Source organism: Streptomyces sp. NBC_00663 (genome assembly GCF_036226885.1).
GTDB lineage: Bacteria > Actinomycetota > Actinomycetes > Streptomycetales > Streptomycetaceae > Streptomyces.
Genome location: NZ_CP109027.1, coordinates 317,458 through 335,068, shown reverse-complemented (window position 1 = coordinate 335,068; position 17,611 = coordinate 317,458). Strand labels below are relative to the sequence as shown.

General features: G+C 68.4%; 20 protein-coding genes and 1 pseudogene. 13 read left to right on the top strand and 8 right to left on the bottom strand.

The features are described 5' to 3' along the window. Positions 1-88 precede the first annotated feature (88 nt). Positions 89-394 carry a DUF1330 domain-containing protein gene (locus tag OG866_RS01580; RefSeq protein WP_329331440.1) on the bottom strand — a complete coding sequence of 102 codons (306 nt, stop codon included), beginning with the start codon at positions 392-394 and terminating at the stop codon, positions 89-91. 188 nt (positions 395-582) lie between these two features. Between OG866_RS01580 and OG866_RS01575 the strand changes: the two genes are divergently transcribed. The 4 genes from OG866_RS01575 (at position 583) to OG866_RS01560 (ending at position 5,382) form a co-directional block, all read left to right on the top strand. Beyond that, entirely contained in the window at positions 583-1,485 is a 903-nt protein-coding gene (locus tag OG866_RS01575; protein WP_329331439.1) for a LysR family transcriptional regulator, read from the top strand. A gap of 526 nt (positions 1,486-2,011) precedes the next feature. Further along, on the top strand, positions 2,012-2,485 hold the full coding sequence (locus tag OG866_RS01570) for an RICIN domain-containing protein (RefSeq protein ID WP_329331438.1): 474 nt from the start codon (positions 2,012-2,014) through the stop codon (positions 2,483-2,485). A gap of 28 nt (positions 2,486-2,513) precedes the next feature. Further along, positions 2,514-4,745 (top strand): glycoside hydrolase domain-containing protein, encoded by a 2,232-nt coding sequence (locus tag OG866_RS01565; protein ID WP_329331437.1) that lies wholly within the window; start codon positions 2,514-2,516, stop codon positions 4,743-4,745. A 13-nt stretch (positions 4,746-4,758) separates the two neighbouring features. Continuing rightward, positions 4,759-5,382: a hypothetical protein gene (locus OG866_RS01560; RefSeq protein ID WP_329331436.1), complete on the top strand. Its 624-nt coding sequence runs from the start codon at positions 4,759-4,761 to the stop codon at positions 5,380-5,382. Positions 5,383-5,393: 11 nt separating this feature from the next. Here the strand turns inward: OG866_RS01560 and OG866_RS01555 are convergent, their stop codons facing one another. The 4 genes from OG866_RS01555 to OG866_RS01540 form a co-directional block, all read right to left on the bottom strand. Beyond that, entirely contained in the window at positions 5,394-6,398 is a 1,005-nt protein-coding gene (locus OG866_RS01555) for an ArsR/SmtB family transcription factor (protein ID WP_329331435.1), read from the bottom strand. 365 nt (positions 6,399-6,763) lie between these two features. Further along, a complete protein-coding gene (locus tag OG866_RS01550; RefSeq protein ID WP_329331434.1) occupies positions 6,764-7,192 on the bottom strand; it encodes a hypothetical protein in 429 nt (142 codons plus the stop codon). Positions 7,193-7,221: 29 nt separating this feature from the next. Then, positions 7,222-8,301 carry a hypothetical protein gene (locus OG866_RS01545; RefSeq protein ID WP_329331433.1) on the bottom strand — a complete coding sequence of 360 codons (1,080 nt, stop codon included), beginning with the start codon at positions 8,299-8,301 and terminating at the stop codon, positions 7,222-7,224. Between the two features lie 212 nt (positions 8,302-8,513). Continuing rightward, on the bottom strand, positions 8,514-9,389 hold the full coding sequence (locus tag OG866_RS01540) for a LysR family transcriptional regulator (RefSeq protein WP_329331432.1): 876 nt from the start codon (positions 9,387-9,389) through the stop codon (positions 8,514-8,516). A 121-nt stretch (positions 9,390-9,510) separates the two neighbouring features. Between OG866_RS01540 and OG866_RS01535 the strand changes: the two genes are divergently transcribed. The 4 genes from OG866_RS01535 to OG866_RS01520 all read left to right on the top strand — a co-directional run bounded on the left by OG866_RS01535 (position 9,511) and on the right by OG866_RS01520 (position 12,656). Continuing rightward, positions 9,511-10,509, top strand: a complete 999-nt coding sequence (locus tag OG866_RS01535; RefSeq protein WP_329331431.1) for an NADP-dependent oxidoreductase — start codon at positions 9,511-9,513, stop codon at positions 10,507-10,509. Between the two features lie 268 nt (positions 10,510-10,777). Next, positions 10,778-11,215, top strand: a complete 438-nt coding sequence (locus tag OG866_RS01530; protein ID WP_329343868.1) for a tetratricopeptide repeat protein — start codon at positions 10,778-10,780, stop codon at positions 11,213-11,215. 155 nt (positions 11,216-11,370) lie between these two features. After that, positions 11,371-11,724: an STAS domain-containing protein gene (locus tag OG866_RS01525; protein ID WP_329331430.1), complete on the top strand. Its 354-nt coding sequence runs from the start codon at positions 11,371-11,373 to the stop codon at positions 11,722-11,724. Next, a complete protein-coding gene (locus OG866_RS01520; protein WP_329331429.1) occupies positions 11,724-12,656 on the top strand; it encodes an anti-sigma factor RsbA family regulatory protein in 933 nt (310 codons plus the stop codon). Before OG866_RS01525 ends, OG866_RS01520 begins: the two co-directional genes overlap by 1 nt. Positions 12,657-13,024: 368 nt before the next feature. Here OG866_RS01520 and OG866_RS01515 read toward each other — a convergent pair whose 3' ends face one another. Further along, the gene (locus tag OG866_RS01515; protein ID WP_329331428.1) at positions 13,025-13,453 is read right to left on the bottom strand and encodes a signal peptidase I; all 429 of its coding nucleotides are present in this window, start codon (positions 13,451-13,453) and stop codon (positions 13,025-13,027) included. Positions 13,454-13,568: 115 nt separating this feature from the next. On the opposite strand from OG866_RS01515, the pseudogene OG866_RS45195 reads away from it, so the two are divergent. Both OG866_RS45195 and OG866_RS01505 read left to right on the top strand, forming a co-directional pair. Next, positions 13,569-13,664, top strand: a pseudogene (locus OG866_RS45195) (IS21-like element helper ATPase IstB); the annotation flags it as partial. Positions 13,665-13,840: 176 nt separating this feature from the next. Next, complete coding sequence (locus tag OG866_RS01505; RefSeq protein WP_329331426.1) at positions 13,841-14,329, top strand: WapI family immunity protein; 489 nt, start codon at positions 13,841-13,843, stop codon at positions 14,327-14,329. A gap of 136 nt (positions 14,330-14,465) precedes the next feature. On the opposite strand, the gene OG866_RS01500 is transcribed toward OG866_RS01505, so the two are convergent. Together OG866_RS01500 and OG866_RS01495 are read right to left on the bottom strand one after the other, a co-directional pair. Further along, on the bottom strand, positions 14,466-14,612 hold the full coding sequence (locus OG866_RS01500) for a hypothetical protein (protein WP_329331425.1): 147 nt from the start codon (positions 14,610-14,612) through the stop codon (positions 14,466-14,468). Between the two features lie 367 nt (positions 14,613-14,979). Further along, positions 14,980-15,219, bottom strand: a complete 240-nt coding sequence (locus OG866_RS01495) for an acyl-CoA dehydrogenase family protein (protein WP_329331424.1) — start codon at positions 15,217-15,219, stop codon at positions 14,980-14,982. A gap of 66 nt (positions 15,220-15,285) precedes the next feature. Between OG866_RS01495 and OG866_RS01490 the strand changes: the two genes are divergently transcribed. The 3 genes from OG866_RS01490 to OG866_RS01480 all read left to right on the top strand — a co-directional run bounded on the left by OG866_RS01490 (position 15,286) and on the right by OG866_RS01480 (position 17,493). Further along, positions 15,286-15,783, top strand: a complete 498-nt coding sequence (locus tag OG866_RS01490) for a winged helix-turn-helix transcriptional regulator (protein WP_329331423.1) — start codon at positions 15,286-15,288, stop codon at positions 15,781-15,783. Positions 15,784-15,901: 118 nt separating this feature from the next. Next, positions 15,902-16,435, top strand: coding sequence for an SRPBCC family protein (locus OG866_RS01485; protein ID WP_329331422.1), 534 nt, complete (start codon positions 15,902-15,904; stop codon positions 16,433-16,435). Continuing rightward, positions 16,435-17,493, top strand: a complete 1,059-nt coding sequence (locus OG866_RS01480) for an LLM class flavin-dependent oxidoreductase (RefSeq protein ID WP_329331421.1) — start codon at positions 16,435-16,437, stop codon at positions 17,491-17,493. Before OG866_RS01485 ends, OG866_RS01480 begins: the two co-directional genes overlap by 1 nt. Positions 17,494-17,611: the final 118 nt, after the last annotated feature.

Genomic DNA, 17,611 nt, shown 5'->3' with positions numbered 1-17,611 from the left:
GTACGACGATCCGTGAGCCCCGCGAGTCGTCGGCCAGCACCGTGTGCGCACCAGGTGACGGACGCTCAGCGAGGGCCGGGCCCGCAGGTCAGTCGATGCCTTCGATGATGCGGAAGTCGCGCTCGAAGCCGTCGGGGAGGGCCACCAGAGCCTTCTGGTATGCCTCGCTCTCGTATGCCGCGACGGCCTGTTCATGGCTGTCGAACTCGATCAGAACGACGCGTTGCGTGATTCCGGCCTCGCGGGCGACGACTCGACCGCCACGGGATGGGATCCGGGACAGGACGCGCCCGCCCCCAGCCCGGACAGCCGGACCGGCCAGCTTGTCGTAGGCAGTCAGCCTCTCAGGGTCGGAAAGGGCGGGGTAGACACTGACCCAGTAGCCCTTGGCCATGGAAACCTCCTGTGTTCGGCCGGACATGTCCGACGTAGAATTGACACTCAGATCGTTCGATCCCGGCGATGAGTACTGCGGTCAGTTGAATCGCCATAGGCGCAGGCTAGGGCTGGTTATGCGGTCGAGGGAAAGACCGGTTGGGGATAGGCTCAGAACGGATCGTTATCAATCGGCAGGGAGGGTGCGTGGCGCCCGATACGGTGAGCCTGCGGTACTTCCTGGTGCTGGCGCAGGAGTTGAACTTCACCCGCGCGGCCGCACGGATCGGTATCGCACAGCCCGCACTCAGCGCCCGGATGCGCCGATTGGAGGCGGAACTCGGTACGGCCCTACTGGTCCGCACCACGCGTAGCGTCGTATTGACCACGGCCGGTGCGGCTTTGGCGGAGTCCGCGCCATCCGCGCTGGCGGCGCTGGACCGCGCATGGGACACCGCCCGGAGCGCGGCGGCCGGTGAACTGGGCACGCTGCGCATCGGATACAGCCTCAGCGCCGGGGCCGAGACGGCACCGGCCCTGGTGGACAGGCTGATGCGCGGCAACAGCGGACTCGAGGTCGGAGCGGTCCCGATGGCGACACCGGAGATCTCCCCCGCGGTCGCCGACGGCCGCATCGATGCCGGGATCACCCGCGGCGAACAGCCGGGCCGTGGCGTGCGCCGGTACCTGCTGCGGCGAGCGCGCATCGGGGTCCAGCTGGCGCAGCACCATCCCCTGGCCGAACACCCGGAGATCGAGATCGCCGACGCGGCCGCGTATCCGCTGCGACTCCCGGACCGCGCGGCCAACCCCGTGATCCACGATCAGCTGTCCGCACTGTTCCGAGACACCAGGCCACACCCCCGATTCCACACGCCCGCGGTCTCTTTCGACATGTCTCAGCGCGACCTGCGCGACGGGATCACCCTCGCCCCGGCCGGAGAAGCCGCGCTCACGGCACAACCGGCCGGTCTCACCTGGCGACCGCTGCGGGGCGCACCCAGCCTGACGATCCACCTGGTCCTCCCACGCGAGCAGGCGCCGCTGCACCGCCGCATCCGTGCCGTCGCCAAAACCCTGGCGCACGAGCTGCACTGGCTGCCGGACTGACGCGCAAGAGGCCGATCGAGACGGACGCCTGCGGCGGCGAGGCCGAAGACCTTGCACTCGGCGGACTTCGAGGGTTGCTGACGACGGCGGGTCCTGCCGAATGTCCGACACGACCTCGCTACGCCGCAGGCGCGGGAGGGGGCCGGTGTCGGTGTGCGCGGGAGGGTCGTGCGCAAGGGACTGCGCGGGCACCAGAACTGGCCGGCCGTCCCCGACATTCCGGGGTCCACCGGCGGGGTGAGGTGAGGTCTGGCCCGGACCGTCTCCGCTGCGATCGCGCTGCGCCGCCTCCACCAAGAGACCCTGTCCGCAGGCCCGTAGAAGCAGCAACGCGCACAGCGCTGGGCGTGGCCGATGGAGAGGAGCGGTGCGCCGAGTTCCGGCTGCCGCACCGGCAACGTCCGTCCGTCACGGACTGCACCGTCGTGAACCTCCTTTCGGATATAGCTGAAACGTCTGGTGGCTGTGGGACCCCGGTTCCAGTCTTGGCGTGCGAGTCCGACCACTCAGCTATCCGGGGGATGACATGAAGTCACTCAAGACCGCCGCGGCGGCCCTGCTCTGCGCGGGCGCACTGGTCACCGCGACCGGCAGCGCCGAGGCCGCGCAGGAGTCCCAGGACGGCGGCAGCACCGTCCTGGTCGTGAACACCTTCCAGAGCCTCGGCACGCAGCGCTGCATGGACGACAGCTGGGAATACGGGTTCCGTACGTACCCCTGCAACAGCGGCGCCTACCAGCAGTGGGACGTCCACGTCTTCAACGACGGAACGCGCCGCTTCCAGAACAAGGTCACGGGACGCTGCCTCTACGACGGCCCGGCCGGGTTCAGCGCGCAGTACTGCGACAGCTCCGAGTACGTGAGCTGGTACGTCGTCCGCCACCACTCGGTGCGCCTCACCTTCCGCAACCAGTACACCGACGACTGCATCGACGACAGCGACGACAGCGGATTCCGCACCACCGGCTGCAACGGCGGCATCTACCAGGACTGGGTCTGACGCCCCACCACAGGGAGAAGAGGCGCACATGGCCGACGAGATGGTGGAACGCGCGCAGCAGTTCATCAACTCCTACAACGTGCCCGGCATTCCGAAGGTGGAGGTGAACGGGCGCACCAGCTGGACGGTGATGTACGCCCTGACCCGGGCGCTCCAGTACGAGCTGGGCATCACCTCGCTGTCGGACTCCTTCGGTCCGACGACGCTGAGCCAGCTCCAGTCCCGGTACGGGGCGCAGATCGACGACCGGACCCGGCACGAGAACATCTACCGGATCATCCAGGCGGGCCTGTACTGCAAGGGCTACGACGGCGGCGGCATGGACGGCACCTACAACGGCAGGACCGGGGACTCGGTCGCCGAGCTCAAGTCCAACATGGGCGTGGGCGGGGCCTATCCGGGCAGCGGGTTGCAGCCGAAGGTGTTCAAGGCTCTCCTCACGATGGACCCGTACGTGCGGGTGGGCAACGGCACTGAGCAGGTTCGCCAGATCCAGCAGTGGCTCAACGGGCGGTACGTTCAGCGACGGGAGTTCTTCATCTGCCCGGCCGACGGGAACTTCTCCCGGGACGTGCAGAAGGCGCTGGTCTTCGCCCTCCAGTACGAGATCGGCATGAGCGACGACGTCGCCAACGGGCGTTTCGGTCCGGGCACTCAGGACGGCATCAGGGCGCAGGCGATGCTCGGCCTCGGCTCGGCCGACGGCACCAAGCAGTTCGTGCACCTGTTCCAGGCGGCGATGCGGTTCAACGGCTGGGACGTCGCGTTCGACGGCTTCTACTCGGGGTCGCTGCTCAGCTCCGTCGTGGACTTCCAGCGCTTCGCCCAGCTGCTGCCCACCACCGGCACCGCGGACTTCCGCACCTGGGCCTCGCTGCTGGTCAGTACCGGCGACCCGAGCCGGCCCGGCACCGCGGCGGACTGCATCACCGAGATCACTCCGGCCCGGGCCCAGGCGCTGCGCGCCGCCGGATACACCACGGTGGGGCGGTACTTGACCAACGCGAACGTCACGAACCCGAAGAACAAGAAGATCCAGCCCGGTGAACTCGCCAACATCGTCGCGGGCGACCTGACTGTCTTCCCCATCTACCAGACCAACGGCGGCGATCCGGAGTACTTCAACGCGCATCAGGGTGCCACGGACGCCCTGGCGGCCCTGGAGGCGGCCCGCGGGCACGGCTTCCGTGCCGGGACCATCATCTACTTCTCCGTCGACTATGACGCCGTCGACGAGGAGATCACCAGCCGGGTCATCCCGCACTTCCGCGGACTGACGGGCCGTATGGCCGCCTACGGCAGCGAGTACCGCGTCGGTGTCTACGCGCCCCGCAACATCTGTAGCCGGCTCGCCAAGGCCGGTCTGACGACGGCCAGTTTCGTGTCGGACATGTCGACCGGCTACAGCGGCAACCTGGGTTTCCCGCTGCCGAAGGACTGGGCCTTCGACCAGATCGCGACGATCACGGTGGGCTCGGGTACCGGGTTCATCGAGATCGACAAGGATGTCGCGTCCGGACGCGACACCGGGCAGACCCAGTTCACACCCAGGGGGCCGGACACCGCGCTGGACGTGCCCTTCGACATGAGCCGTCGGGGTGCCCTGACCTCGGATCTCGGCACCTACATCGTGGCCAACGGCCACGACGACTGGTACCGGGACCGCACCCCCGCGGAATGCATCGGCAAGGTCCTCGACATGGACGCGCTGATCACAGGTCTCGCCCGGTCCTTCCGGATGCGCAAGTCGCTGATCCAGGCCGTGGTCTTCTGGGAGTACCAGGCCGACTTCACCGACGAGGCCGTGGATGTGCTGGTCGCCGCCTATTTCGCCTGGGAGGAGGCGCAGGCCGCCTGGGAGCAGACCCCCGTCGGGGAACCGCCCACCCCGCCGGCCGTGATCAAGGACGACTCCAGCACCGGCGTCGCCCAGATCTTCGGCAGGACCGCGATCAGGGCCCGTAACCACTGCATCCGCGCGGACGTGATCTCGGGCCCGATCCAGGACACGGAGGACTGGCGGGCGCGTCGGGCGGTCTGGGACCAGCTGCGCAACGACGACGACTACAACGTGGGCACCGTTCCGTTGATCCACATCTGGTCCGCCGCCCTCGCCGGCGTCACCGCCGACCGGCTGAGCTACTCCGACGCCGACATCGTCAAGGTGCTCACCCTGTACAACGGCGCCGGGGAATACGGTCGCCGAGCTCGCGACCTCTACAGCATTTTCGAGACTTACAACGCGGCCCTGCGCGGCTGAAGGGGGAACCGGCATGCAGATCAGAGACACGGACAGACCGGGCGGCAGAGGCCTGCCCCGGCGGGCCCTGCTGCTCACCGGACTCGCGGGGGCGGTGGCGGCCGGCATCTCCTTGCCGACGGCCACCCCCGCCTCGGCCGCGGCCCGTACCACCAGTACCAACGGCTGGCCGATCACCACCACCGGCATCAGCGCCCTGCCGGTGCCGGGCACCCCGGCCTCCGTCGCACTGCTGGAAGGAGACGTCTCCACGGTGCTCGTCCACGTCATCCGCCGCTTCCACTACGAGGTCGAGGAGGTCGCACGCCACGAACTCGCTGGACACCGCCCCGCCGCGGGGCTGACGGGACACACCACGAACTACGCCTCCGGCACGGCCGTCGAGATACGCCCGGCCGCCTACCCCCTGGCCGCGACCGGTGTGCTGTTCCCCCAACAGCTGGCCGTGGTGCGCGACATCCTCAAGGAGTGCGGGGGAGTGGTGGCCTGGGGAGGCCACCTCCGCCGACCGCACGCGGCGCACTTCCAGATCGCCGTACACCCCGGTGATACCCGGCTCCGCAGCCTCGCCCAGCGGATCAAGGGCTGGACCCAGGCCCCGGGGCAGGGCGCGGGAGTGCTCACCCTGGGCGCCTGATCAGGCCTGTGTCACCCGGACGTGACCGGTGGAATGCCACGGCGGCCGTCCACCAGCGCCTCCCCCAGCGGGGTCGCGCTGTGGTGGACGGCCGGTCCGCGGCGCCGGGTGACGATCAGCCCGGAGTCACGCAGAGCGGCGGTGTGCTGCGACACCGAGGCGGGGGAGACGATGAGCCGCTGGGCGAGCTCCCCGGTCGACCCGCCGCCCGTGGTGAGGGCGGCGAGCAGATCGGCGCGGGTCCGGCCCAGGAGGGTGCGCAGGGCCTCCCGCGGGTCGCGGAGCAGCTCGGCGTCCGGCTGCGCCCAGCCCAGGTCGTGGGCTATCGGGTGGACGATCACCGGAGGCAGACCGGGATCGCGCAGGGTGATCGGAGCGCGCCAGCAGAAGAACGACGGCAGCAGGAGCAGGCCCCGCCCGTCGAGGTGGATGTCGCGGTCGCAGGCGCTGGTCATGGTGAGCTGACCGGACCGCCAGCGCAGGTCCGGGTGCACGGTGGCCAGCATGCCCTCGACGCCCCCGTCCGTCACGGCCCGCATCCGCAGTGCACGGTCTCGGTCGAAGGCCGTGCGCACCCGGGTCCAGTGCGGCCGCAGGGCGATGGCGAAGTATTCGCGCAGGGTCCGGTCGAGGCGGCGCAGGGTGCCAAGGTCGCCCTCGGCCAGGGGCCGGATCCAGGTACCGGGACGCTGGGCGGCGGTCAGGCCCTCGATGTCACGGCACAGCACTTGGCGGGGAGTGGACAGAACGGCGTCGAGTCCCGCCTCCAGCCCGTCCCCGCCGGGGGCCGGGGTGAGGAAGTCGGCCGAGTAGCCCCGGGGCGGAGCGAGGTCGAAGAGCATATGGACGGCGGCGGAGAGCCGCGACCGCACCTGTCTCCTCCACGGGCCGAAGACGACCGCGCCGTCGTCGCCTCTGACCAGATGCAGGCTCAGCAGCAGCTCCCACATCGGATCCGGTCTGGTCGCCACCCGTACGCGTGCGATGTCCGCGCTCGTGAAATGGAACGTCAACATGTCATCCCCCGAAATGCGAGGCAGGCCCTGGTCAAAGGCCTGGAAATGGTTCCGCAAGAGTAGGAGCGCCATGCTGGGACGAGGGTTGTGGGAGTGGCCGATACCGGCTGGAAATTGGCGGGTTCCCCCGAGATCCCCTGGAGGCGGCCCGCGAACGCCGACAAGAGCTCGGGCATCCTCGGGCCGCCTCTTCTTTGAAGTCACGTACGACCGCTGGCCGTGTCGTTGGCGTTGTCTACACCGATCTTGCGGCGGATGCCGAACAGGAGCCCCGACAGCGGCCCTCAGAGCAGGACGATGACGAAGAGCCGGCCCGCCCCTGCCCGCGCTGGCCTCCAGGCTCCTTGAACTCTGGGCGCCTTCACTCAGGGCAGGTTCGTCCACCGATGTGAGGAGATGTTGTCGTTGAGCCATTCCCCTGACCCAGGGCCCGTGTTCGCGTCGAAGGTCCACTGGCGCAGGTCGCTGAGTCCTACGCCGTTGTAGACGCCCCGGCGTGCGCCTGTGTAGTTCAGGCCCCAGTACACCCAGATGTCGTCCAGGTTGCCGGGGTAGCCGTTGTTCCAGAGCGAACTCACCTGGTTGCGGCAGCTGCCCCAGTCCGGGGCTTCTCCTGACCAGTCGTCGCACCACCCCGAGTAATTCGTGTTGTAGTAGACATGGAGATAACCGTCGGCGACCTGGCTGGCTGAGGGCCGGGGAACGGATTCTGATGCCTGGGCGGCGAGCGGTGTGGCTGCCACCGTCAGAGCGGCGAGAGCCGCGCCGATCAGAGTGCTGCGTACGGTGCCCATGTTCTTTCCTCTCGTTGCGGATTTCGGGTTCATGAGGATGTGTCGGCCTTCTGTGTGAGATCGCGGGCGCGGGGGAGCGCGTTCAGTTGCAGTTCCCGGTAGGTGCGCACGGCCGGGTGGTATTGCCGGGCAAGGCTGCGGGCGTACTGCTGGTCCAAGGCCCGTGCGGTCTTGGCCAGGCCTGAAGTGTGGGCGCACCGCGCCTCGGTCACGGCAAGTGCGATTTCCTCGTTCCTGGGAAGCGGGGACCTTCGCGAACTGGTCGCCGCCCGCAAGTCGGCCGGGCTCGTAGAGGGGTGACCGGCTGCCCGCATACACGCGGACCAGGGCTTGACCGCCTCGGCGAACCGCGGATCCTCGGTGACCCTGGCACGGCGGAGCTCCGTGAGTGCGTCCGCGGTGACTTTCGCCTGGAACCATTGCCGCAGGTTTCCGTAGAGTGTCGCGTCGGCCTCCGACTGGCAGCCCTTGGGGCTGCGTTGGAACAACATGCCGTCGGGGGTCCTGGCCGTCACAGTCAGCGGGCGAGAACCGTTGGCCGCAGTCAGAGCCGCTGCCCGCTGCTTGGCCGGCAGCCCACGAAAATACCGTTGATTGGCATCTGTTTTCCTCAGCTCGGACAGCTCGTGCTGTATATCCGTCCCGTAACCGTGTTCGCGGGCCCACGCCACGTCGTCGAGCACGTAAGGAAACTCCCGAGCCTCCGGAACCGGGTTCTCCTTGACCGGCTGGTATGCAAAGCCCTTCCGCTGCATGCAGTCACGCAGCAAGATCTGACCGGCTTCATGCAAAAGGCTCAACTCCTGCCGTGACGGCTCACGCGGTTCTTGTCCCGCCGCAGCAGCCGAGGAGGCCGGCGGGGAATCGGTGGCCGAGTGAATGCCGCCTGCCACGGCCACCAAGGCCGCGCACAGGACGCCGACGCCCACAAAGCGGCGGCCTGCGCCGGGAGTTCGCCGAAATGCCGCCATCAATTGCGCCCCCTTTTGTCCCATACCGGTAGGTCGCCCGTTCCGGCACGAAAGTGTCACTCCGGTAGCACCAACAGATACTCGCGTGACCGTTCGGCGACCGGCAATGATTTCGATGACGATGGAAATGTCGGGCACAGTGACAAAGGATGTAACTCCCGATCACGGCCGCCGTACTCGCCGGGCACCAGGTAGTCGTGCTTGCGGTCGTGATCGAGGTCTGACCGCCGTTCCCAAGGGCCGGAGTTTCAGCCGGCGCAGGGCAGCCCCGAACGGTACGGCAGATACGCGGTGAACGCGTGTGAGTCCCGCAGGGTCGAGTTGAGGGCCAAGGGGTCGGCTGGTCGTGGTCAAGCTGCCGGGGCGCTCAGGACGGCCTGGGCCGCCAGCCGGAACTTGCTGATCATCGGGTTCGGGTCGCCGTTGCGGCTGACCAGGACGACCTTGCTGGGTGGAGCGTCCTCGATCGGGACAGTGACGAGGTCGGGACGCAGTGAGCTACGCCGATCGCCGACCGGTAGGACGGCGATCGCTCGGCCACTTGCCACGAGCTCGAGCTTGTCCTCGTAGCCTTCGACCGGCGGCAGGTCAGCCCCGAGGAGTCGGTAGGAAGTCCAGTCCGCGGTCTCGAACGCGCACGGCGCCGGCGTCTCGCCGGCCAGTTCATGCGCGGTCACCGACGCGCGGCCGGCCCAGGGATGGCCGAGCGGGACCGCGAGCATCCGGGGCTCCTCGTACAACGGGGTGGCGAACACGTCGTCGGGGACGAACGGCAGCGGGGCCCGCGCGATCAGGGCGTCAACGCGCCTGTCGGACAGCGCCCCGACGTCGCCGCAACTCAGGTACCGGGTGGCGATCTCGGCCTCCGGGTGACGGTGGCGCAGTTCCCGTACGGCGGCAGTGATCACCAGGTCTTCGACGTAGCCGATGGTGATTCGTTCGGTCTGGGCTTGCTCACGCACGGCCAGTTCGGCCTGGCGGGCGGCCTCCAGCAGGGCTTGGGCCCGGGGGAGGAACGTCTGGCCGGCCGGAGTGAGCCGGGTGCCCTGAGGTGTGCGGTCCAGCAGTCGCGTGCCGAGATACCTCTCGAGCCGCTGGATCTGGCGGCTCAGCGCCGGCTGGGCCACGTGCAGGTCGGCGGCGGCCCGGCCGAAATGCTGGTGCGCCGCCACCACGGTGAAGTAGCGCACCAGCCGCAGTTCCAGGTCCTGTCCGAGATCGTTCACCGTTGCAGCGTACGTGTCATGCTGTTTCGGAATGACCGGTTGCCGAAGGAGTCTTGGACGGCCGTGCCGTCCGGGGCCTTGACTGAAGGAGCAACGTTTCCCCGAGAAAGCGATAGGCACGATGAAGGCGATCCAGTTCCACGAAGCCGGCGGGCCGGAAGTTCTGCGGTACGACGAGGTGCCGGTTCCCGAGATCGGCCCGGGCGAGGTGCTCGTCCAGGTGCACGCGGCAGGCATCAACCCGCCGGACTGGTACCTGCGTGAGGGGATGAAGGTCATGCCGGCCGAGATGAGGCCGGTGCTGGAGTTCCCCCTGGTCCCGGGAACGGACATGTCGGGCGTGGTGAAGGCGGTCGCTCCGGACGTCCGCGGGTTCGCCGTCGGTGACGAGGTCTTCGGCATGCTGCGGTTCCCCGGATTCGACGGCCGGACGTACGCCGAGTACGTGGCCGCGCCGGCTTCTGACCTGGCTCACAAGCCGGCCGGTATTGACCATGTCGAGGCGGCCGGTGCGCCGATGGCGCTGCTGACAGCCTGGCAGTACCTGGTTGATCTCGGCCACGGCGTGCCGTCTCCTTTCACCGGCGAGGTGCACCAGCCGGTGCCGATCACGCCAGGGATGACCGTGCTGGTCAACGGGGCCGCTGGTGGAGTGGGTCACTTCGCGGTGCAGTTGGCGAAATGGAAGGGGGCACACGTCATCGCGGTGGCCTCAAGCCGGCACGAGCAGTTCCTGCGCAAGCTCGGCGCCGATGAGTTCATCGACTACACCACGACGAGGGCCACGGACGTGGTCAACGGCGTCGACCTGGTGATCGACACCGTCGGTGGCCCGGACGGTTCACGCTTCCTGACCGTGCTCAAGCGCGGAGGCACCATGCTTCCGGTGTTCTTCGCCCAGTACGACCCGGAAGAGACGGCGCGTCTGGACATCACGGTCTCGAACATTCAAGTACGTTCCAACGGCCCCCAGCTCGCCGAGATCGGGCGCCTGTTCGACGAGGGCAGACTCAAGGTCGGGGTGGACAGCACCTACCCGCTGTCCGAGGCGGTCAGCGCACACACGCGAGCCGCGCAGGGCCACATCCAAGGCAAGATCGTGCTGACGGTGGCCTCGTGATCGCCGAACTCCAGCAGGCGGCGGCGAACTACGCCCACACCGTGGACGAGCTGAATGTGTCCGAGCTGGAAACGGTCCTGACCGAAGGCGCCACCTGGACCTTCACGATGGTCAGACCGGGGATGCTCGGCCCGGTCGCCGGAGGCGCGGCAGAGTCTGGCCCGGATTTGGGACGGTGCCGTGCAGGCGCCCCGCCTGCCCCAGACCCTGCTGCGTGCCCGCTTACTCCTGACCAACGCAGCAGACAGCCCGGGGCGCCGAAGCCCTCCTGACCGGAGCCGATCCCGGCGACGTCGGCGAGCCCTCGACCTGCCCCGGCCGGCAGGTACTCCTGCCTCACCTCCTTGCCGCCCACCCGGCGCTGCTCACCACTGAGGCAGGCCGAAACATCCTGCGTGAGGCGTGTTGGTATCTGGCCGACCGCGGCCAGGCCCACGCCGTGCGGGATCGACTGAAGCACTGGCACGACGCCTGGTCCCAGCAACTCAGTCCGGACCACGAAGGCGCCTTGTGGACCGCCCACTACCTGGCCCGCGCCTACGACGGGACCCAGGACCACGAGCGCGCCCTCGCCTTGCACGAAGACACCCTCACCCGCCGTCGGCGCCTCTACGGCGGCGACCACCTCAACACCCTGGCCAGCGTGAGTCCTGCGGTGGGGACCTTTCCGCAGGACCCGCGGGGGCTCGCTTCCCGACCCCACTGAAGGACGAGACGTCATCAACTCGCGGGGCATTCCGCGTAGACGCTGAGCCTCGGGTGCGCGTGAAGCTCTCTGGCTACACTGCCGCATGGAGCGGGGCTCTTGGTGCGCCCGTGCCGGAAGTGTCGGCGGACGGCTTGATGTGAAGGAGTCCGAGCGTGGAAGCCCCACATGCGGTGGGCGGCCCCCGGGCGGCGTCCGGGGGTGCCGCGTTGGAGGTGAGCCCGTTGCCCAGCGGTCGTGCCGGGATCCGTGTCCGTGGTGAGATCAGCGTCCTCACGCGTGCGCCGTGGGAGCGGGCACTGTCCGAACTGGCCCGGGGGCACACGGGCGTGTCGTATGTGGAGCTGTCGGATGTGGCGTTCGTCGACGTGGCCGGGGTGACCGCGCTGGCTCTCACCGCCATGAACCTGCCTGAGGGGAGGGTTGTGGTCGAGAACCCCCCGCCGCAGGTGCAGCGGGTTTTGGAGTTGTTCTGGCCGGACCTGGACCGGATCAAGGTGGCTCTGTGATGAGCACAGTGACCACCCATGAGGCGTTCGTGCACCCTGCCCTGTTCTACCGCACCGAGCAGGAGTACACGCAGCAGACGGTGTCCTTTCTGCGTGAGGGCCTGGCCGGCGGCGAGCCGATGGCCGTGGCGGTGCCCGGCCCCAACCTGGAGCTGATCAAGGCAGGTCTGGGCGGGGACGCTGAGGGCATCCTGTTCCTGGACATGACCGAGGCGGGCCGCAACCCGGGGCGGATCATCCCCAAAGTGTTGCGTGGATTTGCCGACGCCCACCCGAACGAGCGTGTGCGGATCATCGGCGAGCCGATCTGGGCGGGGCGCAGCACGGTGGAGTACCCGGCGTGCGCGCAGCACGAGGCACTGATCAACGCCGCGTTCGAGGGTCGGGCGGTGACGATCCTGTGTCCCTACGACGAGGGGCGGCTGGACCCCGGGGTGATCGCCGATGCACGGGTTACCCACCCGACCCTCATCACCGGGGACGGACGGGAGTCGGTCAGCGACACTTACGACTGGCGGGCGGTCGTCGACCGGTACAACCAGGTGCTGGCGCCCGCACCAGACGCCGCATTCCTGTCCTACGGTGCTGAGGACCTCCCGGCGATCCGCCAGTTCGCTCTCTCTCAGGCGACGCGGCTGGGTCTGGCCGGGGAACGGCTGATGGATGTGGAGCTGGCGGTCGCGGAGCTGACGACGAACAGTGTGGTCCACGGCGGAGGCCGCGGGACACTCGCGGTCTGGGCCGAGCACGGTCAGCTGGTGTGTGAGGTACGCGATGCAGGCCGACTGACCGATCCACTGGCCGGACGCCGCCCACCGGAGCATGGCCAACTCGGGGGCCGGGGCCTGGTGCTGGTCCACTACGTGGCCGACCTTGTACGGCAGCACACCGGTGACGACGGCACGACCCTGCGCTTCTACCTCAGTATGTGACCACGCTTGGGCGGCCCAAACTGAATGAGTGGCCGCCCACCCCGAGCCCCGGCGGCCGTCAGACGATCTCTCAGGCTCGGCGGCAAGGGGAGCGAGCCTGAGGTCGGAACGCTGTTGACCGGGTGGGCCCGTGAACCGGCCACGTGCCGCACGTTCGCCCCGCCACGCGGAACTTCACCGCCTCGAAGCCGAAGTCCCACGTTGGACTGCGAGTCGGTGAGGTGTGCGGGCTCGACCTGGACGACGTCAAGTCGGACCGGAGCCGGTTCGGCAAGCTGATCAGCGGCGCTGACCGGACACTTCGGTGGTTCATCGAGGACGTCTTGGGGCAGTGCGACGACCACACCCGCCCCGGCGGTGCCGTCCAATTACGGGGTCACTGTGTTGGTCGCGGTCTTGAATGAACGGCTGTGACCAGCAGCGGAATCAGCGTGATCGGTGGCTTTGTAGCCGGGGACGGAGGGCCAGCGAACCGTCAGCACCACGGACTCCTCCTCCGCGAACCAGGAGTGATCGACGCCTTGGCCCCACACGACGTAGTCCCCCTGCCGGGCCAGGAGGACACTGCGCCCGGGCAGTTCCACCCGGAAACGCCCGCTGATCAGGACCAGCAGGGCGGTGCGCTCTTCGCCGGTCACCCACTGGGCCCGCTCATCGCCCTGCGGATGGACGCCCCACTTGATCTCCACGTCCTCGCTGTGCCGAGGATCGGAGGCGTCCTTGAAATGCCCCAGCAGCCATCCCCGGTCCAGCGCCGCATCGCTGCCCGCATTGCCCACATACACGCTGTCGGTCATGGCTCCGGAAGGTAGCAGCCAGCCGCATCAGCACTCCTCACAGAGCAGCTACCGCCACCGTCACAACAGGCCCGGGAGTGGGTTCGCTGCGCACGGTGCACGCTCTGGTGCCAGCGAGCCGCTCTGCCTGATCGGTGATTCCGGCACGGGCAAGTCCGACCTGCTGATCGGCTTGGGCGCCCCGGCGGCGAAGGCCGACTATCGGGTCCGCTCCGCTTGACCGCCGCGGCGCCGTAATTCTCTTCGGCGCGATCATCGAAACCGGCACCGAGTTCTACCGACTCGCCCAGACCCGTGCCAGCGCCGACAAGGACAAGAGGGGCTGACCGGCTACGAGGCCCAGATCGATTCTGTGAGGGAACGCCGCGCGACTGACATGGTGGGTCAATGCGATTGATCGGCTGTGACGGGCACGGCATTGAACTGGGGGTTGTGAACTACCAGTTCCCCGATGCCGCTCATGAGGGGAAACGTCGGAGCTGGCTGATCATCGAAGGTACTACGAATTGCCCACAGGGAGCGTGGACGTTCCGTTGGCAGGCGCTGACTCCGGAGGACGCGGTCGTGTTGGCCACCTGGCTCCGCGACGTTGCTCGCGCGCCCGACGGTGGTCAACCAGCGGATCGCAGCCTTGAGTTCATCGAGGCGAACTTGGCCTTCACGGCCGACCAGGCCGATGCACGGCACATCACCCTCGAGATCCGCTTGGACCTCGAGTTCTCGCCGCCCTGGCGGAAGCGGAATCATCCAGGAGACCCCTTCACAGTCGCGTGTCGGATCACGCCAGAGGCGCTGCTGAGGGCCACGACGGAGTGGACCGCCGAGATCGCCCCTTACCCGCCGCAGGCCCCCGGCGGACAGAGCGAACTTTCGTGACCTCCACAAGGATCCGACCAGGCCATGCTTCAACGAGGTCGTCATGGGGCCATCGCAGGTCGGAACCCGGGGCCAGATCAGGGGTCTGGCACAAGTTCCGGGCTGTGTCGCTGATTTGGGGTGCCAGTTCGGTTGATCAAGGTGACAGGAGGATGTGGCGTCGTAGGAGGTCGAAGTTGGCCCGGCCGTACAACTGTCTCTTCAGCGAACTGAGTCCGTCGAGGCGGAAGTCGGCGAGCGAGACGTCGAGGGCCAGGTGCTCGCTGCGGCGTTCCCGCACCATCGAGTCCAGGCGCCGAGCTGCTCAGTGGTTGTGGCCGGTGCGGGGCTCCGTTCGCACGGCACTTCGAGGGACTTGCGCTCGGTGTCGGTGAGGTGTTCGGGCGGGCGCATGATCCAGTCGGTGACCTGGCGGACAGTCCCGTTCGGGCCGTGCAGGGCTTAGCGCCGGGGAAGCGCGGTACCGACCTGTTCCGTCGTTTCAACGGAGACGTCCATTGCAGACGGCCTCTTTGTGCGGTGGCCGGGGTGTGCGTGGTCGGCGGCGCAGCAGCCGGTCGTTCGAAGGTGTGGCGCGCCGCGTCGAGCGGTGGCAGGCTGAGCGGGCTTCCTCGAGGGGGCCGGCGATTGGTGTCGGGGGCAGGTGCTACCTACCCGGTGATGTCGCGGCCGAAGATCTGGCGGGCGATGACCCATTTCTGGATCTCGTTGGTGCCTTCGTAGATTTCGCCGATCTTGCTGTCGCGGTAGAGGGCCTCGATGGGACAGGGGCGGTCGTCGGCGCCGAGTTCGCGGGCGAATCCGAGGCCGCCGAAGGCTTGGACGGCGTCGCGGGCCATGTCGACGGACAGGCGGGTGGCGTGGTGCTTGGCCATGGCGGCCTCGGGCACCTCGCCCGGTCTTCGAGGTGTTTCACCTGCTGGGTCTCACGATCGGACGAACGTATGCTGGCCGCCATGAGGCGGACATCCTTTGCACAGTGGCCCTGCTCGATCGCGCGGACCATGGACCTGCTCGGGGACTGGTGGACGCCGTTGGTGCTGCGTGAGGCGTTCTACGGAATCCGGCGCTTCGACGCGTTCCAGCACTCGCTCGGGATCGCCCGAAACACCCTGACGGACCGGTTGCGGCGGCTGGTGGATGAGGGGCTGCTGGAGAAGCGGCTCTATCAGACGGAGCCGGTTCGGTACGACTATGTGCTCACCGAGAAGGGGCGCGACTTCTACGGCGTACTGCTGGTGATGAACCGGTGGGGAGACCGCTGGCTGGCGGGCGAGGCGGGCCCGCCGGTGGTCGTGCACCACGACGCGTGCGGGCAGGAGAGCCACGCCGAGGTGGTGTGCGCCGCCTGCGGCGAGCCGATGACCGCGGACAACACCACATCCCGGATGGGCCCCGGCTATCCGCCGCACCTGGCCGAACGGCCTGACGTACGAGAACGGTTCGCCGGCTGACCCGACGGTCCGGGGTGACCCCGGCTGTCCTTGACAAGTGAGTCTATCTACGCAACTTTACTGGTCAGAACCCTTGAGCGTGAGTGGGGGTCGCTACCGGCGGGAGAGGCGGCAGGGTATGGAGTGGACGGGTGCGCGCTATGCGGACAAGCCGACGGCCGAGGTCAGCACCTGGATTGCCGCCCCGCCGGCCCGGGTGTGGACGCTGGTGGCCGACATCGAGCTGATGCCGCGGTTGAGCGCCGAACTGCAATCGGTGGAATGGCTGGACGGCCGCAGCGGCCCCGCTCTCGGCGCCCGGTTCATCGGCCGCAGCAAGCACGAAGCGTTGGGCGAGTGGGCCACCACCTCGCACATCGTCGAGTACGACCCGCCGAGAGTGCTGGCCTGGGCGGTCGAGGACCCTCAACACCCCACGGCCATCTGGCGGTTCACCCTGGAGCCGAAGGACGGCGGCACGCTGCTCGGCGAATGGATGCAGATGGGGCCGGCCCGCTCGGGCCTCTCCTTCGCCATTGACCGCATGCCGGACAAGGAACAGAAGATCGTCTTCGTGCGGATGCGGGAGTTCGAGGCCGGCATGGCCGCCACCATCGAAGCGATCAAGAAACTGGCCGAGAGCACTCAGACGTCGGGAAAGGCGAGCCCCTGATGCGTACGTCCACCACGATCGAAGCCTCTGGCGGCGACTGGCGAGAGATCGTCGACTACGTCACCGAGGCGGAGAAACTCGGTCTGGACATCTGCTGGGTCGCGGAGGCATGGGGCTCCGAGGCGCCGTCACCGCTGGGCTACCTCGCCGCGAAGACCGAGCGCATGCTGCTCGGCTCCGGAATCATCCAGCTCGGCACCCGCACACCCATGGCCATCGCCCGCGCGGCGATCACGCTGTCGCAGATCTCCCAGGGGCGTTTCCTCCTCGGGCTCGGCCCCTCCGGGCCGCAGGTGATCGAAGGACTGCACGGCGTACCGTTCGCCCGGCCGTTGTCCCGGATGCGCGAGACCGTCGAGATCGTGCGACAGGCCGCCTCGGGGGAGAAGGTCTCCCACCTGGGACGGGAGTTCCAGATCCCGCTGCCCGGGGAGGCGAAGCCGATGCGCCTGTCGATGCGTGCCGAGCACGACATCCCCGTCTACCTGGCGACCCTCTCGCCGAAGATGCTCCAGCTGACCGGGGAGATCGCCGACGGCTGGCTGGGCACCAGCTTCGTGCCCGAGGGCGCCAAGGAGGCGTACTTCGATCACCTGGACGCGGGGCTCGCCGCGGCCGGTCGCAAGCGTGCGGACCTCGACGTCTGCCAGGGCGCCGAGGTCGCCTTCGTCGACGACGAGGACGAGCTGCGCGTGACGGTGGCCGGACGCAAGAAGGAGCTGGCCTTCAGCCTCGGCGGCATGGGCTCCGCGACCACGAACTACTACAACAGCGCCTACAGCCGCCAGGGTTGGGCCGAAGTGGCGGCCGAGGTCCGGACACGTTGGCAGGCCGGGGACCGGGACGGCGCGGCAGGTCTGGTCACCGACGAGATGGTGCTGGCGACCACGCTGATCGGAACCGAGGACATGGTGCGCGAGCGGTTGCGCGTGTGGCGCGAAGCCGGAGTCGACACCGTTCGCTTCTATCCCGCCGGAGAGACCCTCGATGCCCGAGTCGCCACGCTGGGCCGGGCCATCCAACTGGTCCGCGACATCGAGGCCGAGGCGGCGCGCTAGCGACACGACCGTCCCGCCGGGGAGGGCGGCGACGCGGCGGCACCGCCCACGAGGTCCCGGTTCGGGCCGGCCGAAGGTGCCGACGCCGTCGGCCGCCGGGCCCCGCACCCTTCGGCAA

Bases quoted from the DNA above. Each gene is read 5' to 3' on its own strand.
- OG866_RS01535 (WP_329331431.1), top strand. From the start codon at position 9,511: ATGAAGGCGATCCAGTTCCACGAAGCCGGCGGGCCGGAAGTTCTGCGG.
- OG866_RS01480 (WP_329331421.1), top strand. From the start codon at position 16,435: ATGCGTACGTCCACCACGATCGAAGCCTCTGGCGGCGACTGGCGAGAG.
- OG866_RS01485 (WP_329331422.1), top strand. From the start codon at position 15,902: ATGGAGTGGACGGGTGCGCGCTATGCGGACAAGCCGACGGCCGAGGTC.
- OG866_RS01580 (WP_329331440.1), bottom strand. From the start codon at position 394: ATGGCCAAGGGCTACTGGGTCAGTGTCTACCCCGCCCTTTCCGACCCT.
- OG866_RS01565 (WP_329331437.1), top strand. From the start codon at position 2,514: ATGGCCGACGAGATGGTGGAACGCGCGCAGCAGTTCATCAACTCCTAC.
- OG866_RS01500 (WP_329331425.1), bottom strand. From the start codon at position 14,612: ATGGTGCGGGAACGCCGCAGCGAGCACCTGGCCCTCGACGTCTCGCTC.
- OG866_RS01505 (WP_329331426.1), top strand. From the start codon at position 13,841: ATGCGATTGATCGGCTGTGACGGGCACGGCATTGAACTGGGGGTTGTG.
- OG866_RS01520 (WP_329331429.1), top strand. From the start codon at position 11,724: ATGAGCACAGTGACCACCCATGAGGCGTTCGTGCACCCTGCCCTGTTC.
- OG866_RS01560 (WP_329331436.1), top strand. From the start codon at position 4,759: ATGCAGATCAGAGACACGGACAGACCGGGCGGCAGAGGCCTGCCCCGG.
- OG866_RS01570 (WP_329331438.1), top strand. From the start codon at position 2,012: ATGAAGTCACTCAAGACCGCCGCGGCGGCCCTGCTCTGCGCGGGCGCA.
- OG866_RS01555 (WP_329331435.1), bottom strand. From the start codon at position 6,398: ATGTTGACGTTCCATTTCACGAGCGCGGACATCGCACGCGTACGGGTG.
- OG866_RS01515 (WP_329331428.1), bottom strand. From the start codon at position 13,453: ATGACCGACAGCGTGTATGTGGGCAATGCGGGCAGCGATGCGGCGCTG.
- OG866_RS01550 (WP_329331434.1), bottom strand. From the start codon at position 7,192: ATGGGCACCGTACGCAGCACTCTGATCGGCGCGGCTCTCGCCGCTCTG.
- OG866_RS01490 (WP_329331423.1), top strand. From the start codon at position 15,286: ATGAGGCGGACATCCTTTGCACAGTGGCCCTGCTCGATCGCGCGGACC.